Below are 25,804 nucleotides of genomic sequence, written 5' to 3' on the forward strand. Positions count from 1 at the left end.
ACATGGAGAGCGGAGAGCGGTTGTGAAAGTTTTGATTGTGGCCAAGACGCGGATGGGCGGCGGGGCCTGCATTGGGGGGATTAGCTTCGAGGGGCAGAGCGTGCGCCTGGTGGCGGCCAATGCGGCCACGCATGAGGCAGCTGGCCTGGAGTATGGCGTCGGCGAGGTGTGGGAGGTGGATGCGGCTCCGGCGCCGCAACTGGTCCCGCCCCACGTCGAGAATCTGATCGTGCATGAGCGGCGACGCCTCGGCCCGATGACCGACCCCATTCCCTTCATCGAGCGTTTCCTGCCGCCGCGCGCCGGCGGGATCGAGGCGCTGTACGAGGGTTTGACCCAGACCACCGCGGCCGGCGTGCTCTTCATCACGGCGCGCACCGGCATCCCACCCTATAGCACCATGTTCTGGCGACCGGCCGAGCCATTGACGCGAGCCGACGACGCCAAGCGCATCCGCTATCGCTATCCCACGCCCGCGGGCGGCCACACCCTCACCTTCGTTGGTTTTCAAGAGCCTCTGCCCGAAATCCCGGCCGGCGCCATCGTGCGGGTCTCCCTGGCGCACTGGTGGCGGCCGGAGACCAGCCCGGACGTGGAGGAACGCTGTTTCGTGCAGCTTTCGGGCTGGTTCTTGCCAAGACAACGGGCCATCGTACCCGCGGCGCGCCCCTCGCCGGCGGTGACATCCCCGCAGCCTCCGCCTGGGCGTGAGTTGGCGGCCCAGCCGCCGGTTGTCACCGCACCAACCTCGCGACCCGCGGCGCCGGCGTTGACCGCCACCGGGCAGACGCCGCGGCGGCTGTTGAAAACCATCTTCGGCTACGACAGCTTTCGCCCCTTGCAGGATGACATCATCGGCAGCATGATGCGGCGCGAGGATACACTGGTCGTCATGCCCACCGGCGGCGGTAAGTCGCTCTGCTACCAACTGCCGGCCCTGCTCTTTGCCGGGCTGACCGTGGTGGTGTCGCCGCTGATTGCCCTGATGCAAGACCAGGTGGACCAGTTGCACGAGCTGGGGGTGCCGGCGGCCTTTCTCAACAGCACGCTGAACTACAGCGACTATGTGGCCACGACCGCGCAAGTCCGCCAGGGCGAAATCAAACTGCTGTATGTGGCGCCGGAGACGCTGCTGCGGCCAGAAACATTGGTTTTGCTCGATCAGTGCGCCATAGATTGCCTGACGATTGACGAAGCGCACTGCATCTCCTCGTGGGGGCACGACTTCCGGCCGGAGTACCGGCAACTCTTGTCAGTGCGTCGCCGCTACCCGCAAGCGGTGTGCGTGGCGCTGACTGCCACAGCCACCCCGCGTGTGCGCGACGACATCCAGGCCATCCTGGGCTTCGGTCGTGCCCACGAATTCGTGGCCAGCTTCGACCGCCCCAATCTGTACCTGGCGGTCCAACCGCGCAGGGACGGCCTGAGCCAGGTGCTCGATTTCCTGGCCCAACATCCAGACCAGTCGGGCATCATCTATTGCAGCACGCGGCAGCAGGTGGACACCCTGACCGCGCAGTTGAACGGGCACGGCTACCGCGCGCTCGCCTACCATGCGGGCCTGGACGACGCCACCCGGCGTCAGAACCAGCGCCTGTTCGTGCGCGATGAGGCGCCCATCATGGTCGCCACCATCGCCTTTGGCATGGGGATCAACAAATCTAACGTGCGCTTCATCGTTCATCATAATCTGCCGGAAAACATCGAAAGCTATTACCAGCAGATCGGCCGCGCCGGCCGCGACGGCCTGCGCGCTGACTGCCTGCTGCTGGTTGCCCGCCAGGACATCGGCACCATCTTTCATTTCATCGAACAGAGCGCCCCGCCGGAGCAGCCCGGCAAACGTGCGCGGCTGCAAGCCATGCTCCGCTTCGTGGAAGCGCAGGGCTGTCGCCGCCCGCCCCTGCTCACCTATTTTGGCGAGGAGATCGCGGAACCCACCTGCACCATGTGCGATCACTGCCAGGGTCAGGTCGCGCCCGCGGCGCAGACCGATGCGACCGCCGCGGCGCACAAATTCCTGACCGCAGTCGCCCAGACCGGTCAACGCTTTGGGGTGGCGCACATCATCAACGTGCTGCGCGGCTCGCAGGCGCAAGCAGTGCTCCACTATCGTCATCAGCAGTTGCCAACGTATGGCAGCGGCAAGGAACACGCCCTGGAGCGCTGGCGCGACCTGGCGCAGCAATTCATCAGCCAGGGGCTGCTGGCGCAGGACATGCAGTTTGGCTCGCTCACGCTGACCGGGCTGGGACATGACGTGCTGGAGGAACACCGCGCGGTCAGCGTGGCGCAGGCGGTCATGGCCGCGCCCGCGCCTGCTGCTGCGGCGCCGCACGACGAGATTTTGTTCCAGAAGCTGCGCGAGGTGCGCCGGCGCCTGGCCGACGCGGTGAACATGCCGCCCTACATCATCTTCTCGGATCGCACCTTACTGGAAATGGCGACCTATTTCCCACAGTCGGCCACGCGGCTGCTGGACATCAACGGCGTGGGGCAGGTCAAGCTGCAAAAATACGGAGAGGCGTTTCTAACGGTGATACGTGCGCACTGTGCAGAGCTGGGTCTGTCAGAGCAACCCCGGCCGCCTGATCCGCCGGTGGTTGTCAGCAGCATTGGCGGCGGCAAACGGCGCTTCGAGGAGGTGGGCGAGCTGTTCGCGGCCGGGCAGCCCATCGAAAGCCTGCAAGCCTTGTACGGCGTACAAAAGAGCACGATCCTCAGTCATCTCTACGACTACCTGCGCGCCGGTCACGCGGTTGACCCCGCGCCCGTCCTCGCGGCCTCGACGCTGACGCCCGACCAGCAAGCGCAGGTGATCGAGCACTTGGCGATGCTTGGCCCCGAGCGCCTTACGCCGATCTACGAAGCCCTGGAGCAGGCGATTCCCTATCCCGAACTGCACCTGCTGCGCGTCGTGTTCCTGGCCGAACAGCAGGCCGGCGATTGATGAGCGTTTTCAACGCCAGGACGCTTTTCTTCAACGCAAAGACGTTGTGGTTTCAAACGACAATCATCATCGGTCGGGACGATGTGCTTGATCACGATTTCATTTTTTCCGACAACAACGTGATCAATTAACAACCGAATCACTTCCTGTTGTAAATCCGGGCTGGGATTTGCAAGGTTTTCCTGGATACGCTGGCAATATTGCTGGAAATCTTCGATCAATTCCTGCTTGATTTGTTCGGACTTGGCCTCTTGCTCGATTTGCAGAAGGCGCGTTTGAATGTTTTTTTGCTCCTCATCCAGACGTTGTTTGCGCACCAGGTAGGATGGCTTTTCGATCTGCTCATCTTGGTACAAATCCAGCAGACGTTCTTGCTGACGGTCGAGCGATCGCAAGCGATTTTCCAACCGCTCTTTCTCACCTTGCTCGATGTTGGCAGCTTCATCGCAGCCCCACGCTTGGGAAATCAGTTTGGGATTTTTCAAAAGCTCCACCACTGCGTTCCAAACCAGGGTTTCAACGGTGTTGCCGTCAATGCGGCAGGTATGCTCAGGCGTATCGGGGGCACGGTGAACACCGCCATAGCCACAGCTGTAGGAAAAATAGCCATTCCCAGCGCGGGCGGTGAGTGTATGGCCACAAGTGGCGCAAATCAACAAGCCGCGCAGGAGATAGCGGTGGTTGCGATTGTTGCGCATTGAGAATCGCTGGTTCGTTTTCAGTCGTTCTTGTGCCATGCGCCAGATATCCTTGTCCAAAATGCTGGGGACGGAATGGCAATCCATTCTTCTGTGGGGCGAAGCATACTCACCGGGCAAAGACGCTTGCCATGCCCAATTTTACGCAATCGCCCCACCTCATGATACACCTTTTCGGTGCGATTGTAGTAAGCCAATCCGGTATATTGGGTTTGTCGCAGGATGTTTCCAATCAGGCTACTGCGCCAGCACTTCCGGCGCGGTTGGAGGCCGTCTCGATTCAAGCGATCTGTGATTTCTTGAATAGTCATCGGCTCGGATTGGGTATACCAGGCGTAAATTTGACGCACGACCCTGGCTTCTTCGGCATTGATTTCCCAACGCCCGCCTTCCCTCCCTGTTTTGGGCACGTAATCATACCCATATGGGGTCTTTGGGTTGACCATTGCTCCCTGACGTGCGCAATGCAGACGCCCTCGCCGCATCCGTTCGGCAATCACAGCCCGTTCATACTCGGCAAACAACCCTTGAATGCCGAACAACAGTTGGCTCTGCGGGCTATCACTCACCGGAGGCTGGTTCACAAACAACATTTGTATCCCGGCTTGCCGAAATTCTTCCAGCAGAAGCACCTGCAACATGTACACCCTTGCCAACCGATCTGGACTCAGGCAGATCACCACCTGGTAACAGCCTTCACCTTCTCGGTCTCGTAACCGATCCAGCGCCGGACGATCCATTTCGCCCCGCTCACCGCCTCGTCCAGAAAATACAAGTCCTTTCGCAAGGCGTACCCCTCGTGGGTGGCATATTCTTCAATCGCCGCCACCTGGCTGGCTATCGTGGCCTCCTCTTCCTGGCGTTGCGTCGAAACACGGGCATACAACGCAGCTGTCTGTTTCATTACGAACCTCCTTCGGCTCTGTTTCTTGACTCAATTTCTGATAAGCGGCTTTCAGTCTGTGCATGGCATCTCGATGGGCTTGGCGTTCCATCCGTACTCGCCATTCTGTTTTTGCTTTCATTGGCTGCCTCCTGAATTTCGCCTCATGACTTTATTCAGGATAGCACATTTCAGCCACCGTAACTTCAGCGTTCTCGCTTGCGCCCGAAACAGATAGGAAGTTCTATTCGATTGTCAAAGTGCAAGTCCCTTCTCTTCACCACCTTCTTGTCGTTTGTAACCATAACGCCAAGACGCCAAGACGCACTCACGCAACCTGCTTCAGCAGGTTTAGCGTATCAGACGCCGAATTCATTCGGCGGGCCGTATCAGACGCCGAATTCATTCGGCGGGCCGTATCAGACGCCGAATTCATTCGGCGGGTTATCAGACGCCGAATTCATTCGGCGGGCTTGCGTTACCGGCGCGGCCATCACGGCCCGGTTCTCGGCCACGTTGTGCAGGAACGCCCGTCGCCACGCCGCGTCGCTGATTCTGTCTGCTCGCAGCAGCACCTCGCGACAGCCGGCTGCAAGCACCGCGACCGCTGAGATGCCGGGATTTCCGACTTGAGCCAGAACATCGGCGACGCACACATAAACCCAGGCGGGGGAACTGAACCCGTCGGTTCCCTGCTCACACAGGTACTCCCAAACATCCATCGTCAACTGCCGCGCCGCTTCTGGCTGACCCAGGGCCAATAGCACGCGCGCCTCGGTCGCCTGCGCTTCGATCTTGTCCGGCTCAACCCCTAGCTCGGCAAAACCCAGACGGGCCGCTGCCAGGTCTCCTGCTGCGGGGACCAGGTCGCCCATTTCCTCATGCATGTAGCCCAGATAGGCCCGGCAGACGGCCTGACCAAACGCATCGCCGGTCGCCGCATACTCCTGCAGTGCGGCCTCTTCCATCTGAATCGCTGTGGCCAGGTCACCGCTGCGCCAATGCACGAAGCCCAGGTTGACCATCTGATAGGCTTGATGGCGGCCTATTCCGGTCAGATTCGCCAGTTCCAGACCGGCCTCCAGCGCGTCACGGGCCTCGCTGTACAGTCCCAACTGCGCGAAGGCGAAGCCGAGGTGCCCGTGATACTGACATTCCAGGTCGAGATGACGGTTCTGGCTGCGACGGGCCGCGTGCAGGCTCTGCGTGAGGATTTGCGCAGCATGGGCAAGATCACCGTTCTCGAAATAGTAAAGCGCCACGGCCGCCATCGCGTACGAGCGAATGTCATCCTCACCGATCGTCTGCGCCAGGGCCAGTGTTTCTGCCACGACCGACCGCAGCGCAGATCGCTCACCCAGGCGCAGCAAGGCTGTGACTTTGTACGCCAGCGCTTCCACCGCCAGCGCCGGGCGTCCGGCGCGCTGCGCGGCCGCGATGGCGGCATCTGCAACTTGCGCCAGTTCTCGATAATCGGCCTGCGATGAGACGTAGCGCGCATGGCGCAGGTGCGCTTGGCTGCGGCGGCCGTCGTCATCGAGCTGTTCGGCCAATGCCAGTAGCGCCTCGATGTCGGCCTTCTGTGCGAGCCGCTCTCCGCGAAAACAGAGCGCCGTCTCCCGCCCCCACAACGCCCGCCAGCGTCGTTCCACATCCCCAGGTTCGATGGTGTCCAACGCGCGGTCGAAGAAATGCCTGGCTTCCAGCGTGGCGCCCTGTGTCGTCGCGCGCTCGCCGGCCTTCAGCCAGTAGTTCACGGCCTGCGTGACCAGCCCTGCCTGGAGGTAGTGCTCTGCCATCACCTCCAGTTGCGTCTCGGCGATCTGCGGAAAGCGCGCCGCGTAGGTTTCGGCGATGCGCCGGTGATGGGCCTGCCGGGTCCGCCTCAACAGCGCACCCAGCGCAGCTTCCTGAATCAGGACATGCTTGAACGCATAGTGCGTCGCCGTCGCAGCGCCGGTCGGTTGGATCAAGCCCGCCGCGGTAAGTGTGGCCAGGTCGGCCCGCAGGCGTGGTTCATCGAAGGGCACGACGGCAGCCAGCACGGGGTAGGCGAACTCGCGGCCGAGGGCAGCGGCCCAGCCGGCGGTCACTTTGGCCGCGCCCATCCGATCCAGACGCGCACGCAGTGAGTCGTGCAACGTGGCCGGGATTGCGCTGGCCGCTGCCGGCGCGCCGCTTTCGAGCAGCGCCCGGGCCAGCTCCTGCACGAACAGGGGGACGCCGTCAGCCCGCTCGACCACGCGGCGACGGAGCGCAGCAGGTACGGCCTTATCGCCCACCAGACCGTCCACCAGGCGCTCGGCCTGCCCAGGGTTCAACGGACCGAGAGTCAGTTGGGTCAGGCGGCTGCGCGGCCGCCAGGGCGGGGTGAAGATGGGCCGATAAGTGAGCAGCGTCAGGCAGGGCAGCGCGGTCAGCGCGTCCAGCGACGCATCGAGCCAGGCCACCGTCGAAGGGTCGGCCCAGTGCAGATCTTCGATCACCACGACCAGGGGCCGTTGGGCGGCCAGCCGGCCCAGCAGCGCCACACAGGCCAGGCGCATGCGCTGGCGCTGGTCTTCGGTGATGGTCTGCGGCGCAGGCATCTCTGTGGGCAGGTCGAGCAGCAGCGCCAGCAGCCAGGTCGCGGTCGGCTGCGCCAGCCCCAGGCGCTCGAACAGATCATCGAGTTTGGCCCGCGGCGCCTGGGCATCGTTGCCCGGCTGCAGATCCAGGAACCGTTGGAACATGGCAATGACCGGGTGCAGGCTGGTGTGCTGAAAATGCGGCGTGCAGGCGGTTTCCAGCCAGCGAACGGATGGCGATGCCACGCGTTTCAGTTCCCAGACCAGGCGTGACTTGCCGATGCCCGCTTCGCCGGCCAGCGCAACCACCTGGCCCTGCCCCTGCTGCGCCGCTTGCAGGAGCGCGGTCAACTGCTGCATTTCCGCCTCGCGCCCCACCAGGGGCGGCAGAGACTGGGTTTGCGCCAGCCAGGCCAGCCGGCTGCCCGCTGCGTGTTCGCCGCTGATACGAAAAGCGGCCGGGACCGCGCCCGGCCCCGGCTGGCAGTCGAACCAGCCGCGGATCAGGCGCTCCGTGGCCGCGGTCACCCACACGCTGCCCGCTTCGGCCTGCTGCTGGCAGGCGCGGGCGCGGATGGGCGCCTCTCCCACCATCTCGCGGCCCATCTCCCCTGGCAGAGAAACCATCATGCCGGTGTCAATGCCGATGGCGTGGCTGTACCCGTCGCCCGCCGCGACGGCAATCTCCAGGCCGGCGCGCACGGCCCGCTGCGCCGCATCTTCGTACGCGACCGGGTGGCCGAAGTAGACCAGGCAGGTCAGGCCTTGCCGCGGTTGGCGCTGGCCCCCGCCGCGCGCCAGGGCCCCCGTGCAGTGGGCGCTGCACCGCGCCAGCGCTTCCAAATCATCCTCCGGATCGCCCGCGGCGGCGGCGCGGCGGCGGCCGCACACCATGACCGTGACCTGCCGACGTTCCTCGCCGGGCGCCGCGGCCTGGCCGGCGGCGACGCCTGGATCGCGCAGGGCCGCATGCGCCCGAATCCGATCGTGCAGGCCACGGGCCGAGGGCGAGGGCGTCGCGCCGAACTCCGCCGCCAGCAGGCGGCTGAAGGCGTTGTACTGTTCCAGCGCGACCGCCGTTTGACCCGACGCGGCCAGCGCGGCGATCAGCATGAGCTGCGCCGGCTCGTGCCAGGGCTCCATCGCCGCCAGGCGGCGGGCAAATTCCTGCGTCTGCTGCGGTTCGCCGCGGCGTTCATGGTAAGCTGCCAGGGAGGCGAGCGCTTCGACGGCCTGCATGTGCAGCATTTCCTGCTGCACCACCTGCCATTCCTCGAACGGCACGCTGTCGCGCAGGGAGAAACCGGCCAGCAGTTCGCCGCGATAGAGGTTGGCAGCCTGCTTCAGCCAGCCGAGGCAGAGGGGGCAGAGATCGTCGTTTTGGTGCTGATGTTGGCGCCGGGCGCGGATCAACTCGGCGAACTCGGCTACGTCGAGCCAATGGTCGCCCAGGGGGTTGAACTGAATGTCCCGGTTGGTGATCAGGAGGAGGGGCTGCTGGCGGGGGGGCGTTGGCGCGCCGGCTGCGCCCAGGGCGCGGCGCAGGCGCAGCAGGGTCTGGCTGAGGTTGTGAGCCGCGCGGGTATCCGTGGAGTCGGGCCACAGCAGCGCGGCCAGTTCGTCGCGGCGGTGCGGGCGGTTCGATTCGACGGCCAGGTAGGCCAGCAGGCCGCGCGCCTTGTCCGCGCCAAAGTCAACGAGCGGTTGGGTATCCAGGCTGGCCTCGAAACCGCCGAACAGGGCAATGCGGAGGTGAGACATCGAACGCTCCTGTGGAATGGTTGGCTGGGAGGGTCGTTCACACGATCAGTTCTATTGGGGCGGCTGAAGGGGCGACCGGCAAGCGGCCCCATTATAACCGAAAACAGGTGAAAAGCGCAGCCAGTTTGGGCGGCCTGGTGAGAGTTTGGTGATACCTCCCTGCTACACTGACCCCGGAACAAGGAGTGCAGCGCATGATCTCGCAGCCACAGTATGCCTCATACCTGCTACGTTTCAGGCAGGTTCGCAACGACCAACGAATCGTCTGGGCAGCTTCGGTCCAGTGCATTGCCACGGGCGAACAGCGGCCCTTTGCCGATGTGGAAGACCTCGTGGAGTTCCTGCGCACGGAGTTTGGCGGCCGGGAGGGCGCGGAGGATGCCTTTCAGCCCCCTCAGATCATCCTCGAGCGCAGGTGATAACGCAAAGACGCAGGGACGCCAGGACGCAAAGGCAGGAAAATCCGTGTCCATCCGGGTTGATCGGTGGTCCCGGTTTTCGAGCAACAGTGATAACGCCAGGAGGAACTCAATGAAATCATCCATCAAGAATCTGTCGAAGGCTGCGCTGCTCATCTGTGGCGCGTGGCTGTTCCTGATAACAACCACGAGCGGGGTGCATGCCCAGGGCAGCGGCGTCAAGCCGATTCGGCTGGTCAGTGGCAACATCATTCCAGACATCGTGACGCCCGCTGAAGCCAAAGTCGCGGCCGGCGCCAGCTTCGACGGCAAGACCTTCAAGCTGATCCAGTTCAAGCAAATTCCAGGCGACCGCGAACAGCAGCAGTGGGCGGCCGCCGGCCTGCTCCTGGTAGACTATCTCCCCGATGACACCTACTTCGCCGTCATCGAACAGGGCTTCGACCTCGACCGCCTGACTGACCAGGCCGTCACGATCATCGAGGTCGCGGACATCTTCCGCTTCGAGCCGTCGCTGGCCGGCCTGATCGCCCAGGGCGGCGCTACGGACCGGCTGGTGATCAGCTACTACACCGACCTGGACGCGGCCACGGTGATGGCCGCCCTGCAGGCCAGGGGCGTCGCCATCCAGGCTCATCGTGACTACTCGCGCCAGTTGGACATCACGCTCGATCCGGCGCGGCTGCGCGAGGTTCTGGCGCTGCCGTTCATTCAGTTTGCCGGGCTGCCGCCGGAGGAACCGACGCTGGACGGCTACGATCACCGCAACGCCAGCGGCCGCGCCAACTACCTGAACACCGGCTACAACAGCCTGAACTACAACGGCGCCGGGGTCGTCGTTGGCATTGGCGAGAGCGGCACAGTGGACAGTCTGGTGGATGTCAAAGGCCGGCTGACCGAGATGGAATCAGGGGCTTCGTCCAGTCACAAGATCGGCGTCATGCAGAACGCGGGCGGCGCGGGCAATCTCGACCCGTCCAACCGCAACGACGCCTGGGGCGCGACCTTCCTCAGCGTGGTCGGCTCGCCCGATTACGCGGCCCTCTACGCTTCGCACAGCATGCGCTACACCAACCATTCCTACGGTGTTACGATCAGCGGCGGCTACGATCAATCGGCGCGGGATCATGACCTGCGCATCGTCACCTACCCCAACCACCTCGTCATCTACTCCTCAGGCAATTCGGGCGACTCGGCCGGCTACGCCCTACGATGCCTGCTGCACCGGCTGGGCCAACATCACCGGGCAGATGAAACAGAACAAGAATCAATTTGCCATCGGCGCGCTCGACTCCGTGGATGCCATCACGTATTTCAGCAGCCGCGGCCCGATGTATGATGGCCGGATTATCCCCCAGTTGGTGATCGAAGGCATCGAAGGGACGTCCGACGCGGCGCCCAAAGTTACCGGCGAGGTAGCGATGCTGGCGCAGGTGTACAAGGCCAAGAACAGCGGCAGCGAACCGCCCTCCTCCCTGCTGCGCGCCATCCTGATGAACACAGCCGATGACCTGGGCAACGCCGGGCCTGATTTCAAGCACGGCTATGGTCGGCCCAACCTGCGCCGCGCCTACAACGTCATTGATAATGCCCAATTCCTGACCGGTTCCGTCTCCCATGGCGGCACGAACTCCCACACCATCACCGTGCCCGCCAACACCAAACAGGTGCGCGTGATGATCGTCTGGCCCGATGTGGCCGCCGCCGTGAGCGCCAACCCGGCCATCGTCAACAACCTCGACCTGGTGGCCAAAGACCCGTCCAACGTCAGCTACAACCCCTGGGTCCTCGATCATTCCGCCAGCGTGGCGGCGATTAGCGCCGCGGCGACCCGCAGTGTTGACAGCCGCAATACCATCGAACAGGTGACGCTCGACGACCCCGCCTCGGGCAATTGGACGATGGAGGTGAGTGGAACCAGCGTGCCCACCGGCCCGCAGACCTACTACCTGACCTACGAATTTCTGACTGATGAGCTGACCATGATGTTCCCGCTGAAGGACCATCGCTTCGTCTCCGGCACGGCCTATCATCTGAAGTGGGACAGCTACGGCGCCAGCGGCACGTTCAGCCTCGACTACCGGCTGGATGGCGGCAGTTGGACGAGCATCACCAGCGGCTACAGCGCCACGAGTCGCACTTACCAGTGGACCGCTCCCAGCGTGACCGGCATTCACACCATCGAGTTCCGGGTGCAGCGCAGCGCCTTGACCGCGACCAGCGATGTGAACTACCTCGGCCCGGCGGCTGAGAACTTCAGGATCTTCAGCGTCTGCAGCGATGTGGTCATCCTGAAGTGGGGCGCCGTTTCCGGCGCCACCGCCTACAAGGTGTATCGCCTGGGGGCCATGGTCATGGAGGAGGTCACTTCCAACATCACGTTCGATGGGGCCAGCGCCACCCTGACCGGGCAGAGCACGGTAAATACCGAATACTATGCCGTGAGTGCCGTGACCGGATCTAACGAAGGCCAGCGCACCATGGCCGCCGAAAAGGCGCCCGGCGATTACAGTTGCGGCGGCATCAATTGGACCGGCACGGTTTCAACAGACTGGTTCACGGCTGGCAACTGGTCCTCCAGCAGCGTGCCCACCAGCGCCGACAACGTGACCATCCCCGCAGCGCCGTCCAACCAACCGGCCATCGCTGCCGCGGGAGCGGTCTGCAACCAGATCACCATCGAGTCCGGCGCCTCGCTGACAATGAACGGTTCGACGGCCTATACCTTGTCTGTGGCGGGAGACTGGATCAACAACGGAACTTTCAATCGGGGGATTGGAACGGTTGATTTCAACGGAACCAGTTCCTACCAGGAAATAGCTGGCACATCAACCACGAACTTCAATATCCTTTCGGTGACGAAGGGCGCCAAGGACAGAATCCTGGAGGCCGCATCGCTGATTACCCTGAACGCTGCCGTTAACCCGCTTGTGCTAACATCAGGCACGTTCAAGCTATCGAGCGCGTCAACTCTGTTGCCGTTTACATCCGGACCGTCCATAGGCAGTACTGCGGGCTTCTGGAACAATGGGGGCACGATCAATGCCGGCAGTTATAGCTGGACGCTCAATGCTGGCTTACTGAGGATATCGGCCGGGACTGTCAACGTAGGTGCAAGCTCTGGAAACAGCATAACCTACCTGAATAATGGAACCCTGATCATGGAAGGCGGAGCGCTGAACATTGCCGGCAGGTTTTCGCCCAATAGTGGTACTTCAACCGGAACATTCACCCAGTTGGGTGGTATCATCACGGTGAACACGGTCGGCAGTACGAGCACCTCAAGGGCGCCATTTGAGCTGAATTCAGGCGTTCCCTTCACGATGAATGGCGGAACGATAGTCGTGCGCAGGGCATCTTCGAACGCGGCTGACGTGATTGTCCTTTCCACCACCTACGAAGTCACTGGCGGCGCCCTGCAAATCGGCGACGCTTCCACGCCTGCAGGCCAGACCATCCGCGTCAACAGCATCGCGCCGGTCTACAACCTGATCGTGAACGCCACCAACTCGCCGACGGCTCAGCTCGTCACCAACGGCTTGACGGTCAAGAACGACGTGACCATCTCCGGCGGCACGTTGAACGCTAACGGCCTGAACATGAATGTTGGCGACAACTGGACGAACAGCGGCAGCTACACCCACAACAACGGCGCCGTCACTTTCAATGGCGCCGCTGCGCAGGCCATCGGCGGCAGCGTGGACACGACGTTCGCGTATCTGACGATCAACAACGCGGCCGGTGTGTCCCTCAATCGGCCTGCGGCGGTGAACAACCAACTGACGCTCACTAGCGGCCTGTTGACGCTGGGCAGCTACGACCTGACCCTGGGATCCTCGGCGTCGGCCATCAGCGGCACGTTCGGCGACGCTCGCATGATCGTGGCTGACGGCGCAGGCGCTTTGTGCAAGCAGTTTGCCGCCAACGGTTCGTATGACTATCCCATCGGCGACGCTACCGGCGCATCTGAATACTCCCCGGTTACGTCTTTCAGCGTCAGTGGCGCGAATTTCAGCAGCGCGGCCGTTTGTTTCCGCGTCACGGATACTGTTCACCCTGACAAGCCGGCCGGCGCCACCACCTACATCACCCGCTACTGGACCGGCGCGCAGAACGGGACTATTGATAGCCTCTCCTATGACGCAACGTTCGGCTTCAAGGCAGGTGACGTGGTCGGCGCAGAAGCCATGAATGGCAAGAAGTGGGATGGCGGGCCGGCCTGGATCGAGCTAGGGACTGTCAGCGGTACGAGCTTCCCGGCCAGTGGTCAAACGGGCTTCTCCACCTTCACCGCCTTCAAGAGTGGTGTTCTGTCGGCCGCCCTCGCCGATTTCAGCGCCATCCAGAGCGGCGAGGCCATGCGTGTCAGTTGGGAAACAGTCAGCGAACTGGGCAACGTGGGCTTCAACCTCTGGCGCGGAACTTCGCCCGCTGCGCCGGACGTGCAACTCAACAGCAGCCTGATCCCGTCACAGGCGCCGGGCAGCAGTCAGGGCTTCAGCTATGAATGGCTGGATGCGGCCAACCTGGTCAACAACACGACCTACTACTACTGGCTGGAAGATGTGGACATAACAAACATAATTACGCGGCACGGCCCTGTCAGCGCGGCCTATGCTGCGCCCACGGCTGTGCGCCTGACCGACGCCGGCCGCGCGGGCCGCGGCTTCGACGGCATGACCGTCCTGCTGGCCGGGCTGGCCCTGCTGGCCGCCTCGCTCACCGCCCTGAGGCGGGGCCGCCGCCCCTACTTAGTCACGATAGAGCAAGTTGATTACTTTGAAACTAAGGCGCTCGCCATTGACCCGGGTTTCCTTCATGGGGCGAATGACAACACCTTCTGCGGTGGCGCCGTTGGTATAGGTGCGCTCCGCGTACTGGCGCAACGCTTCGTCGTCTTTCAAGCCGAAAGAATCGCCAATCTCAACGAGTTCTACCATCGGTAAGCCCAGGCTTTGTGCAACGGCAAGCATGTCGTCGAAATCGAGGTAGCGACGTTGATCAATGCGCCAAACGTTGAACAGCCGCAAGTCCACTTCTTTCAAGCCCAATGCGTTCTTTTGGATACCTGGGCCGACGATCTCGAATTGCAATGCGATAGGAAGGCGATGTCGCGCGAGATCGTACTTGCGCACCAGTTGCCACACCGCGGTAGTGGGTCCATCTTTCAGTTCGAAGTTGCGCGAGCAAGCACGAACGACACCGTCGTCGTCCCAGAAAACGGTGCCACTGCTGCCATCGGCCTTGACAGTGGCATAGAACGGCTGGCCAACCAATGCCTCGATCATCGCAGGTACGGATTGAAAATTGGGTTCGTCGGTCTTTGGAATGAATGGCGGGAAATTGCCGCGAATATCGCCGCCGATGTTGGCAGGCAACGGCTTTTCATATTTAGTCACACCCGCCAGTTCCGTGATGTCTGTGCCGGGTTCGAGACCCTGGGTGTCTTCAGTGAGTGGCATGATCAGGCACTCGCTGGGCACCCCCCTGAGACGCATCATGCGCACGCGCCAGCCGCGCTGTTCCAGGAACGCGTAACGCTCGGTTTGTGGCAGCAAAGCGTCCTGCAGGTAGACTTCGCACAGTTCGCCCACCGCGAACTCCGATTTCTTTGCCGTGCCTCGCCAGCGTCCCCCTTTGCCACACACGACTTCAAGGCTTTCGATGCGGTCGGCGCCGTGAATGGGATAGACCGTGATCACTTGTCCAACGTAGGCTAGATTGGGCATTGTTTTCCTCCGATATAACGATCTCTGCGCTTGACTACTCCCTTTGGGACTGTGCGGTGATTGTCACTGCCAAAAAATCAGCGCGGCGCCGGCCAGGGCGATCAGGGTGCCAATGACGGCGCGGCGCGTCACCGGCTCGTGGAAGATCCAGTGCGTCAGGGGGATCAGCAGGATGGGCGGCAGCGCCATCAGGGTGGAGGCGATGCCCAGGGGGGCATTTTGCACGGCGACCATCGAACCCCAGATGCCGAGGAAGGGGCCGGTGAACGCGCCGCCGATGATGAAGAGCGTCGCGCGGCGGTCACGCAGGGCAGTGACGGTGGCGCGCACCTGCCCTTGCAGCAGCGTGATCAGCCAGAGGGTCGCCGTCGCTATCAGGATGCGCACCAGGGTGGCGGAGAGTGGCAGAAAGCCGCCGTCCATGCCCAGTTTGGAAAAGAAAAGGCCGAAGGCCTGACCCAGCGCGGCGCCGATGCCCAGGAGAACGCCGTTGCGGTAGGCGTGGTGATCGTGATCGCCGACAAATGCGGCGGAAGCGCTGGGCTGACCACGCGGCTCCATCGCGACCCAGGCGACGCCGGCCAGGGCCATGAGGATGGCCAGGGTCTGCAGCCAGGTCAGGGTTTCACCATACCACAGCCAGGCCAGCAGGGAAGAGAAGATCGGCGCCAGGGTCATCAGCAGCATGGTGCGGCGGGGGCCAATCAGCACGTAGGCCTGAAAGAGGCAGGCGTCGCCGGCAACCAGGCCGATGACGCCGGAGAGTCCCAGCCACAGCCAGCGCTCCAAATCGGCTCCCTGCGGCCAGAGACTGCCGGTGAGCAGGAGATGCGCCAGCGAAAGATAGACCACCGCCAGAACTAACCGCGTGCGGTTGACCACCACGGAACCGACGCGCTGGCCGGCCAGGGTGAACTGCAGCGAGGTGAACGACCAGGCCAGCGAGGTGAAGAGCGCCGCTAATTCGCCCAGTAGAATCATACGGGTGCGCTTGCCAGGAACGCCTCGACTGCGGCGCGGGTGGGCAGGCCGGGAATAGCGCCGCGCTCCAGCGTGGTGAGCGCGCCGACCGCGTTGCCCAGGCGCAGCGCATGGCGCAGATCATCTTCGCTCCAGTTCAGATCACAGTCGAGCAGCCCGGTCAGCAGGCCGGCGACGAAGCCATCGCCGGCGCCGGTGGTGTCCACCGGCGTTACCGCGAAACCTTGCACATGCCCGGCCGCGTGGGGCGTGAAGTACGTGCTGCCGCCCGATCCCTGCGTTATCACCAGCAGGCGCAGCGCGTCGTGCCACAGACGGCGGGCGCCCGTAGCCAGGTCAGTTGCGCCGCTGAGGAAGGCCAGCTCCTCCTCGCTGACTTTGATGACCTGCGCCAACTGCCAGCCCAGCAACATGCCGGTGCGTGCGGCCCCAGGCGAAGGCCACAGCGGCAGGCGCAGGTTGGGGTCGTAGGAGATGAGCGCGCCGCCCGCCTGCGCCGCGGCCACGGCGGTCAGGGTGGCGCTGCGGCTCGGTTCCCCGATGAGGGTGATGGAGCCAAAGTGGAAGATGCGCGTTTGCGCGGCGTAAGTTGGATCTACATCGGCCGGACGCCAGAGCATGTCCGCGCTGGGATGGCGATAGAACATGAACTCACGCTCGCCATCCGCGCGCAGGGAAACGAAGGCCAGCGCGGTGCGCGCGGCGTCGGAGAAGCGCAGCCCGGCTACATCCACACCATCGGCGGCCAGGGTGTCGGCCAGGAAATGACCGAACTCATCGTCGCCGACCTGCCCCATGAAGCCGGCGCGCCGGCCCAGGCGCGCGGTGCCCACGGCCACATTGGCCGGTGCGCCGCCCGGCGCCTTCTTGAAGGCTGGCGCCTGCGCCAGGCTGAGGCCAGATACCGTCGGTACAAAATCAATCAGGAGTTCACCACAGGCAATGAGATCGAACATTGGCTTTGCCTACCTTATTCTGCCAGCAGCCACACGAAGCGAAACGGCCCCAGGTCCAGGTCACCGCTGAGTGTGACCTGCTCGTCGGCCACCAGATCGTGAAAATGATAAGCCAGGCCCTGGATGCGCACGACACTGTTGGCCACGGTCTGTTTGTTCTCGCGAAGTTCGCGAACAGGAGCAGACGCTGCCCGCCGTTCTGGCGCACGTAGCCGAGCACATGGCCGTTGCCCGTGTCGAAAAGGGTCGTCGCGCCCGCGCCCAGGGCCGGGGAGGCGCGGCGCAGCGCGATCAGGTGCAGCAGGCGGGTGAAGAGACGGCCGGTCAGTGTCGTCGGGTCATGGCGCTCTTCGATCTGCGCCTGGTTGGCGGACGGACGATGCACCCAGCGGCTGTCGCCCGCTTTGGCCGGGTCGCGCCCATAGCCGTAGTCGTTCAACATGCCGATCTCGTCGCCCAGGTAGAGGAGGGGGATGCCGCCCATCGAAAGGATGATGCTGTGCAGGAGCAGAATGCGCCGCAGGGCAAACTCGATCTGGGTGGGATCGTTGTCGAAGAGCGCCTTTTCCAGGCCGGCCAGCGACGCGGCCGTGCCGGAGATACGACAATCGCCGGTCTTGGGGTTTTCCTGGAAGGGCAGGCCGCGGGCAAAACTGCCGATGAAGCGGCCGGTGTAGAAGGCGTTGAGAAATTGGCGGTGATCGAAGCCGCGCATGTTGACGCGGGCCGCGTCGCCGTCGTCGAAGGTCCAGCCGATGTCATCATGACAGCGGATGTAGTTGACCCAGGCGCACGCGGGGTTGATGCGAAAACGGTCGCGCAACGAGCCTTGCAGCAGCTTGACCTCGCGCGTCGCCAGCGCCTCCCACAGCAGCGCCATCAGCAGCGGGTTATACGAAAGTTGACATTCGCCAGGCCCGATGTATTTGACCACCTCATCGGGATGAACGATGGCCTCAGACTTGAAGAGCAGCGAGGGCGCAGCGATGCGCGCCAGGGCGTTGTAGGCTTGAATGAGCCGATGGGCCTGGGGCAGGTTTTCACAGCCGGTGCCCAGTTGTTTCCACACGAACGCGACCGCGTCCAGGCGCAGCACTTCGACGCCGGCATTGGCGAGGAAGAGCATCTCGGCCGCCATGTGCTGGAACACCACGGGATTGCTGTAGTTCAAGTCCCACTGAAAGCTGTTGAAGGTGGTCCAGACCCAGCGGCCGATGTCCGGGCGATAGGTGAAGCTGCCGGGCCGCACATCGGGGAAAATCTCACGCAGATGCTTGTCGTAGGCGTCTGGCATGGTGCGATCGGGAAACAGGTAGTAGAACTCGGTGTAGACTGGATCGCCCGCCTGCGCCCGCCGCGCCCATTCGTGCTCATCCGAGGTGTGATTGAAGACGAAATCGAGCACCAGGCTGATGCCGTTGGCGCGCAGTTCGGCCGCCAGGGCAGACAGCTGCGCCATCGTGCCCAGGCTGGGGTCGACCTCGCGGTAGCTGCTGACCGCGTAACCGCCGTCGTTGTTGCCGGCCGGGCTGCTGAAGAGCGGCATCAGGTGCAGAAAGGTCAGGCCCAGCTCCTTGAAATAGGGAATCTGCGCCCGCACACCGTCCAGGTTGCCGGCAAACAGGTCTACATAACAAACGCCGCCCAACATACGCTCCGCTTGGAACCACTGCGGATCGGCCTCGCGGCTGGCGTCCAGGCCGCGCAGGCTGGACGGGCGGTCGAACCAGCCCAGGGCCGCGGTGACGAGCAGTTCTTCGAGATGGTAGAAGAAATCGTAGCGCGCGGCGTAGAGATCGTAGTAGGTCGCGAACAAGCGGGGAAAATTGGCGTCCAGGCGGCGGCTGAAGTCTTGCCAGCCGTCAGGATCGGCCGCGGCCTGGGCTGACAGGCGCGCTTGCAAGCGCGGGCGCAGTCGCTCCAGGGTCAATTGGGTCTGCTGCTGTAACCAGGGTGTTTCGCTCATGTGTTCAACCTAACCAAAGGTACTCATAAGGGGCTAAGTTCAACGCCAAGCGGCCGTCCTCCTGGACGGCCAGGCGCCTTCCGCTCAGCAGGTCGTGCAGGTCTGCGCCGGCGGGGGGAAAAGCATTCGGCTCCCCCAGGATTGGGGGCAGGGGGGCACTGATGGGCAGTTCGATCGTCGCGGCCTGGGGCTGCGAGGACAGATTTTGCACGATGAACAAGCGCTCAGCGGCGGTCGCACGGCTGTAGGCCGCGACGGCCGGTGTGCTGCACGGCAACCAGGTGAGGTCGCCGCGGCCAAAGGCGGGGTGTTGCTTGCGCACGGCAATCAGCCGCTGCATGGTGTGCAGCAGGGAATCAGGGTCGGCCTCCTGCGCGGCCACATTGACGCGGCGATAGCTGTAGGTCTGATCGCCCATCACATCATCAATCACCGGGTCATGCAGTTGCGCGGGGGCGGCGCTGGAGAAGCCGGCGTTGACCGCGTCCGACCACTGCATGGGCGTGCGCACGCCGTCGCGGTCATCCAGCCAGATGTTGTCGCCCATGCCGATTTCGTCGCCGTAGTAGATGACGGGCGAGCCGGGCAGCGTCAGGAGGAGTGAATTGGCCAGCTCAAGGCGGCGGCGGTCATTGCCGAGCAAGGGCGCCAGCCGCCGGCGGATGCCGAGGTTCAGGCGCATACGGGGTTCTGGCGCGTAGAAGTTCCACATGAACTCGCGCTCCGCGGGCGTGACCATCTCCAGGGTCAGTTCATCGTGACAGCGCAGGAACGTGGCCCACTGGCAGCCGGCGGGCAGGGGCGGGGTACGGGCCAGGATCTGCTGGATGGGCGCACGATCGCCGCGGGCCAGCGCCATGAAGATGCGCGGCATGAGGGGGAAATGGAAGTTCATGTGAAATTCATCGCCAGGCGCGGTTGGATCGGCCGGGTTGCCCCCGAAATAGGGACGCACATCTTCCGGCCACTGGTTGGCCTCGGAGAGCAGCATGGTCCCCGGCGCGTACGCGTCCACGAACTGGCGCAGGCGCTTGAGAAAGGCGTGCGTTTCCGGTAGATTTTCGCTGCTGGCGCCTTCGCGCTCGAACAGGTAGGGTGTCGCGTCGACGCGGAAGGCATCCACGCCCAGGTCAAGCCAGAATTGGACGGCGCGCAGCATGGCGCGCTGTACGGCCGGGTTGTCGTAGTTGAGATCAGGCTGGTGATGGAAAAAGCGGTGCCAGAAATACTGGCCGCGCCGCGGGTCGAACGTCCAGTTGGACGGCTCAGAGTCCAGGAAGATGATGCGCGCAGCGCCGTAGCGGTCGTCGGTGTCGCTCCAGACGTACCAATCACGGTAGGTGGCGTGATCAGGATGCGAAGGATCAGCCGAGGCCTGAAACCAGGCGTGCTGATCGGAGGTGTGGTTGGGAACTAACTCAACCACCACGCGCAGGCCGCGGTGATGAGCTGCGGCCATCAGGTGACGAAAATCGTCCAACGTGCCATAATCGGGATGAATGGCGCCATAGTCGGCCACATCATACCCATCATCGCGCAGCGGGGAGGGGAAGATGGGCAGCATCCAGAGGGCATCCACGCCCAGGGCTTGCAGATAGTCGAGCCGGGCGGTCAAGCCAGGCAGATCGCCGATGCCATCGCCATTGCCGTCGGCGAAGGCGCGCACGAATACCTCGTAGAAGACAGCGTCCCTGTACCAGTCGTTCTGCATGTGACCTTCCTGAAAAAGTTGCCAACTTTCCCAAAAGTTGGCAACTTTTGTTCGCTTAGCCCTTCACCGAGCCGGCCAGGAGGCCACGCACGAAGAAGCGCTGCAGGCTGAAGAAAACGGCCAGCGGCAGAAGCATGGAAATGAAGGCGCCAGCGGTGAGCAGGTGCCAGTCGTTGCCACGCGAGCCAACCATTTCGGCGATGCGCATGGTCAGCACTTGCACGTCTGGTTTGGCGCCGATGAAGATCAGCGCGATCAGGTAGTCGTTCCAGACCCAGAGGAACTGGAAGATGGCGAAGGACGCCAGCGCCGGCACCGAGAGCGGAAGGATCAGGTTCACGAAAATGGTGAAGTGCGAGGCGCCGTCAATGAATGCCGATTCCAGGATGTCCTTGGGCAGTGAACTGATGTAATTGTAGAGCAGGTAGACGGCCAGCGGCAGGCCGAAGCCGGTGTGTGCCAGCCACACGCCCAGAAATTCGCCGTTGAGTTTCAAGCTGACATAGTCGCGCAAGATCGGCACCAATGCGATCTGCAGGGGCACAACCAGCAGGGCCACCACCATGATGAAGAATGCCTTGCGGCCAGGAAAAGCCATCCAGGCGAAGCCGTAGGCCGCGAAGGCCGCAATCAAGATCGGAATCAGCGTCGCGGGGATGGTCACCGTCAGGCTGTTGAGGAACGCGCCGACGAAGTTGTCGCCCTGCTCCACCTGTATGCTGCCGTCTGGCTGGCGGATTTCGAACTGCTTGCCGGCGAGCACCTGGCCGTAATTTTCCACGGTGAAGTCGGTGTTGCTGGTCCAGTGCTGTTCCTGCACCTGGATGACACCCAGGCGTTTGTTGCCGATCCAGATCAGGCGGGTCTTGCCGTCCGGCGCATTCACACCGGCGCGGAATTGCTCGAAGGTGCCCTGCGCGTCGCGAATGGTCATCACAGCCTCGCGGTCGAGGCTGTCGTCGGGCTTGAACTCCTCAGTCTGCATCCATTCCTGGTGCGGCAGGATACTCCACCAGCCGGAGGTCTGAATGTCGAAGCGCGTTCGGAACGATGAGACGAGCAGGCCGATGGTTGGAATGGTCCAGAGCAGCACGAGGAGGGCCAGGCTGCCGTTGACCAGGATGTCCGAACCGAGCCTGGCGCGCTTGGCGCTTGTGGTTTTGGTGGCCATCAGAACACCTCCCGTTGGCTGAATTGGCGCAAATTGTAGATCATGACCGGTATGACGGCGATCAACAACACGATGGCGATGGCCGAGCCGTAACCAGCGTTCTGCGCGGTGAAGCTCTGGCGATAAAACTCGGTCGCGATGACTTGGGTGCTGAACTGGCCGCCGGTCATCACTTGCACCACGTCGAAGATCTTCAGGGTGAAGATAACGACGGTAGTTCCCACCGAGATGATGGTCCCCATGATGTAGGGGATCATGATCCGCAAGAAGACCTGGATCTCGGTGGCGCCGTCAACACGTGCGGCCTCCATGATCTCGCCCGGGATGCCCTTGAGGGCCGCGGAGAAAAGCACCATGGCGTAGCCGGTCTGCAACCAGATCACGATGAGGATCAGGAACAGGTTGTTCCAGGGCTGCAGATTGGCCGCCGCGGTCCAGGCCACCGGTTTGGCGCCGGTCAGGCCGCCCACGATGGCGTTGAGCAGGCCGATGTTCGGGTTGACGTCGTAGATCATGTTCCAGATGACGCCGGCGCCGACCATCGAGATGGCCATGGGCAGGAAGATCATCGCCTTGGCGAAGTTCTCGAAACGGCTGCGGTCCGCCAGGGCGGCGATCAGCAGGCCGAACACCACGCAGAAGGTGGCGCCAATGATGATCCACATGAGGTTGTTACGAAACGCGGTGAACATGTCCCGGTTGGTGAACACCGCCAGGTAGTTCGACAGGCCGACGAAGGCCGTGCCGTTGCGGTCGAACAGGCTGACCCAAAACGTGCGGACGGTCGGTAAGGCCAGGTACCAGGCCAGGATGGCCACGGCCGGGCCTACGAAGACAAATGGCTGCAGGCGCGCGCGCCAGATGTCGCCCATGCGCTCGATGAACCAGTTGGAGACCAGGTACAAGAGCGCGACGCCACCCACTCCCCAGATGATGGCCACCAGGGCGATGATCCCCTTGGGCGCGTCACTCTCACGCAAGAAGCGAAAGCCCGCGTAGAGGACGAGAAAAGTGAGCACCGGGACAAAGAGCGAAATCAGTGCCTGCACGACGAGAGTGATGAGCCGTTCCAGGGAGCTCTTGGGCTGTGCCCGTGTTGTCAGTTGCTGCATGGGTTACCCTCCTGGTCGTGAGCGGCAGGAAAGCAGGCCCGATGGCCTCTTTCCTGCCGCCAGACGGTTTACGCACTCGAAACTACTCAGGCATCCGGCGCCGACTACAGCTGCCGAATGAATTCGGGCCGAAAGGGCGTGCCGCCGCGAGGTCGGCCTGCGCCGACCGGCATGGCGTCTGCGCCTGATTTACTTCGGCCAGGCCGCGTCGATGGTCTGGAGGACGGTGTCCAGGTCCTTGGCGCCGGAGAAGTAGTCGGTGAAGCCCTTCCACTCGGAGCCGGAGCCAACTTCGCCGGGCATCAGGTCGGAAGCGTCGAAGCGCACAGAGGTCGCTCCCTTGACGGTTTCGGCGATCTTGCGTTCGACGGGGTCGCCGTACCAGTCGAGCTGCGAGTCGTTGTGCATGGACAGCGCGCCTGCGGAGGCCAGCCAGCCCTTGACGCTCTCACCCGTCGAGAAGAACTGCATGACGGCTCGCACCTCAGGCCGGTCGTGGAACATGGCCATGATGTCGCCAGCTACCAGGTAGGGCTTGCCGTACTGGGCATCTACCGGCGGCATGTAGAAGAAGTCGTAATCCACGCCAGCCTTGGCCTCCTTGGGGAAGAAGGAAGTGATGAAGTTACCCTGCTTGTGCAGCCAGCACTTGGGCGGGTTCTCGAACATGGGAGTCGGGGCATCGCCGAAGAAGGTCGTCACGATGCTGGCCTTGCCGCCGTAGACGTACTTGTCGTTGTTCCAGACATTGGCGAAGGTCTCGACGGCCTTCTTGACCTCAGGTGACGCGAACTTCAGTTCACCCTTCACCCACTTGTCGTAGTTCTCCAGGGAGGTGGTGCGCAGCATCATCTCCTCGGTCCAGTCGGTGGCCGGCCAGCCGGTGGCGGCGCCGGACTCGATGCCCACGCACCACGCCGGGTCGCCGTCCTTGGCGATTTGTTCGGTCAGCGCCAGCAGCTCATCCCAGGTGGTCGGAATCTTGTAGCCAGCCGCGTCCCACGCCTTCTTGGGGTACCAGACCTGCGATTTGCCGCTGAAGCGGTGCCAGACACCGTACATGTCGGCCTTGCCGTCCGCACCGGTCATGGTCGCCATGTCCAGCCACGACTGCAGGTAGTTTTCCTTCAGCCAGCCCGCGGAGATGGCCGCAGAAACCGGGACAACCTTGCCCTGCTTGACGAAGGTGCCCAGCAAGCCCGGCTGCGGGAAGTCAACCACATCAGGCACATCGCCGGCCTGCACGCGCACCGCGATGGACGCCTCGAATTCCTTCGAGCCTTCGTACTGGATGTCAATGCCGGTGGCTCCCTCGAACGCCTTGATCGTGTTGTTGAACTTCACGGCATCTTCATCGGTGAATGGGCCGGTCATGGTGACCTTGGTGCCCTTGTACTTGCCGGCATAGGCATCGGCCAGTTCGGTCAGACCCTTGGCGCGGGCGCCGGCTTCAGTGCCGCCCACGGACGCGTCAGTAGGCGGGGCCTTGGTGGCTTCTGGAGCCTTCGTGGCTTCCGGAGCCTTCGTAGCTTCTGGGGCCGCGGTTGGCGTCGCAGCCTGACTGCAGGCGCCCAGCACCAGGGTCACGATGACCAACAGCGTGAGCAAATTCAAACGTCGCATGTTTCTCTCTCCTTCTTGTGATCCTTCAGATCAGATTCAGTCAATCACTGGCAAACGATCGCCGGGCGCCGGGCCAGGTAGACCGCGTCCGTCGTCTACAGCAGAACACGAATAGATGAAATGCCCTTTGGGTTCCTCCTGTTTCGTTAATTTTCATGACTCAGGCTGTCTCACGCTTCACCAGCGTGAGGGGTAAGGTGATTTTCTGGTTGGGTCGCGTGGGGTCATCCAAACGCGCCAGGAGCAGCTCGGCCGCAATGCGACCGGATTGCTCCAGAGGCTGGCGCACCGTGGTCAAACCGATGTAATCGGCCAGGTCAAGGTCGTCAAAACCGATAATGGCGACATCATGCGGCACGCGCAGACCTCGATCACGCGCAGCCTTGAGGGCGCCCAGCGCTTGTGTGTCACTGGCCGCAAAAATGGCATCGGGCGGCGACGGCAGGTCAAACAGGCGCTGCGCCTGGCGATAGGAGGTCTCCAGGCCGTGCGGCCCCAGCGCCACATAGTCGGCCGGTAGTTCCTGGCCTGCCTGCGTCAGGGCCTCGCGAAAGCCGGCCAGGCGGCGGTCACTGGTGTGGATCGCGTAATCGGGCAGATCTGAATCGCCCACGAAACCCAAGCGCCGGCGCCCCAGGGTCAGCAGGTGCTCGGCCGCCAGCCGCCCCCCGGCCGCATCATCAATCACGATGCTGCTGAACATGGCGTGTGACCACTCGATCAAGACGACATCCATCTCATTGACGGCCAGGCGCTGCATCAAACGCTCCGCCACGCTTTCCGCAAACGGCAGGGCCATGACGATGATGCCATCCAGGCGACGGGTGAGAGGCAGGCTGGCGAGGTAGGCGTCGCGGTGCGCGGAGGAGTCCACGTTGTAGATAACCAGCTCGTACGCGGCCGTCGAGAGGGTGGCGGCCACCCCGCGCAGACGCTGCACAAACGAAGGATAGGTGAAGAAGGGAGCCAGGACGCCAATACGCTGCGTGCTCTTGCGCGCACGCGCGACGGCTTCGGCCTTGGGCATATAACCCAACGCATCAATGGCCGTGAGCACACGCGCTCGCGTCGCATGGTTGACCGACTCAGGCGAGTTGAGCACACGTGACACGGACGCAATGCTCACGCCGGCCTGATGGGCGACATCGTAGATGGTGACACCTGCCACGTTTTCAACCACCTCTCTGTAAACAAACCGCCGATTGTCCTTACATGAAAGCACTTACAGTATAACAAAAAATAAAAATCTTGTCAAATGAGCGTTTTCTTCGATAGAA

15 protein-coding genes and 1 pseudogene are annotated in these 25,804 nt (G+C 63.0%); 4 read left to right on the forward strand and 12 right to left on the reverse strand.

Features of this window, described 5'->3' with window-relative positions:
• Positions 1-22 precede the first annotated feature (22 nt).
• Positions 23-2,950, forward strand: a complete 2,928-nt coding sequence (gene recQ / locus IPM84_05725) for a DNA helicase RecQ (GenBank protein MBK9092267.1) — start codon at positions 23-25, stop codon at positions 2,948-2,950.
• Here recQ and IPM84_05730 read toward each other — a convergent pair.
• From IPM84_05730 to IPM84_05745, 4 genes are all read right to left on the reverse strand, one after another.
• Positions 2,890-3,687, reverse strand: a complete 798-nt coding sequence (locus IPM84_05730; protein MBK9092268.1) for a recombinase zinc beta ribbon domain-containing protein — start codon at positions 3,685-3,687, stop codon at positions 2,890-2,892. The genes recQ and IPM84_05730 overlap by 61 nt on opposite strands.
• Entirely contained in the window at positions 3,669-4,388 is a 720-nt protein-coding gene (locus tag IPM84_05735) for a recombinase family protein (protein MBK9092269.1), read from the reverse strand. Before IPM84_05735 ends, IPM84_05730 begins: the two co-directional genes overlap by 19 nt.
• On the reverse strand, positions 4,325-4,552 hold the full coding sequence (locus IPM84_05740; GenBank protein MBK9092270.1) for a recombinase family protein: 228 nt from the start codon (positions 4,550-4,552) through the stop codon (positions 4,325-4,327). The genes IPM84_05735 and IPM84_05740 overlap by 64 nt, the downstream gene beginning before the upstream one ends.
• A 398-nt stretch (positions 4,553-4,950) precedes the next feature.
• Positions 4,951-8,859 (reverse strand): AAA family ATPase, encoded by a 3,909-nt coding sequence (locus IPM84_05745; protein ID MBK9092271.1) that lies wholly within the window; start codon positions 8,857-8,859, stop codon positions 4,951-4,953.
• A 194-nt stretch (positions 8,860-9,053) separates the two neighbouring features.
• Between IPM84_05745 and IPM84_05750 the strand changes: the two genes are divergently transcribed.
• From IPM84_05750 to IPM84_05760, 3 genes are all read left to right on the forward strand, one after another.
• Complete coding sequence (locus IPM84_05750; protein ID MBK9092272.1) at positions 9,054-9,278, forward strand: hypothetical protein; 225 nt, start codon at positions 9,054-9,056, stop codon at positions 9,276-9,278.
• A gap of 112 nt (positions 9,279-9,390) precedes the next feature.
• Positions 9,391-10,617: a hypothetical protein gene (locus tag IPM84_05755; protein MBK9092273.1), complete on the forward strand. Its 1,227-nt coding sequence runs from the start codon at positions 9,391-9,393 to the stop codon at positions 10,615-10,617.
• Positions 10,529-14,224 carry a S8 family serine peptidase gene (locus tag IPM84_05760; protein MBK9092274.1) on the forward strand — a complete coding sequence of 1,232 codons (3,696 nt, stop codon included), beginning with the start codon at positions 10,529-10,531 and terminating at the stop codon, positions 14,222-14,224. The genes IPM84_05755 and IPM84_05760 overlap by 89 nt, the downstream gene beginning before the upstream one ends.
• An 846-nt stretch (positions 14,225-15,070) precedes the next feature.
• Here the strand turns inward: IPM84_05760 and IPM84_05765 are convergent.
• From IPM84_05765 to IPM84_05800, 8 genes and pseudogenes are all read right to left on the reverse strand, one after another.
• Positions 15,071-15,988 (reverse strand): DMT family transporter, encoded by a 918-nt coding sequence (locus IPM84_05765; protein MBK9092275.1) that lies wholly within the window; start codon positions 15,986-15,988, stop codon positions 15,071-15,073.
• On the reverse strand, positions 15,985-16,944 hold the full coding sequence (locus IPM84_05770; protein ID MBK9092276.1) for a fructokinase: 960 nt from the start codon (positions 16,942-16,944) through the stop codon (positions 15,985-15,987). The genes IPM84_05765 and IPM84_05770 overlap by 4 nt, the downstream gene beginning before the upstream one ends.
• A 14-nt stretch (positions 16,945-16,958) precedes the next feature.
• Positions 16,959-18,910 (reverse strand): annotated as a pseudogene (locus IPM84_05775) (amylosucrase).
• 4 nt (positions 18,911-18,914) lie between these two features.
• Entirely contained in the window at positions 18,915-20,621 is a 1,707-nt protein-coding gene (gene treS, locus IPM84_05780) for a maltose alpha-D-glucosyltransferase (GenBank protein ID MBK9092277.1), read from the reverse strand.
• Positions 20,622-20,676: 55 nt separating this feature from the next.
• Positions 20,677-21,792 (reverse strand): carbohydrate ABC transporter permease, encoded by a 1,116-nt coding sequence (locus IPM84_05785; GenBank protein ID MBK9092278.1) that lies wholly within the window; start codon positions 21,790-21,792, stop codon positions 20,677-20,679.
• Positions 21,792-22,904, reverse strand: coding sequence for a sugar ABC transporter permease (locus IPM84_05790; GenBank protein ID MBK9092279.1), 1,113 nt, complete (start codon positions 22,902-22,904; stop codon positions 21,792-21,794). The genes IPM84_05785 and IPM84_05790 overlap by 1 nt, the downstream gene beginning before the upstream one ends.
• A gap of 189 nt (positions 22,905-23,093) precedes the next feature.
• Positions 23,094-24,527: a carbohydrate ABC transporter substrate-binding protein gene (locus IPM84_05795; GenBank protein ID MBK9092280.1), complete on the reverse strand. Its 1,434-nt coding sequence runs from the start codon at positions 24,525-24,527 to the stop codon at positions 23,094-23,096.
• A gap of 160 nt (positions 24,528-24,687) precedes the next feature.
• Positions 24,688-25,695: a LacI family DNA-binding transcriptional regulator gene (locus IPM84_05800; GenBank protein ID MBK9092281.1), complete on the reverse strand. Its 1,008-nt coding sequence runs from the start codon at positions 25,693-25,695 to the stop codon at positions 24,688-24,690.
• Positions 25,696-25,804 lie beyond the last annotated feature (109 nt).

The organism is Candidatus Amarolinea dominans, from assembly GCA_016719785.1.
GTDB lineage: Bacteria > Chloroflexota > Anaerolineae > SSC4 > Amarolineaceae > Amarolinea > Amarolinea dominans.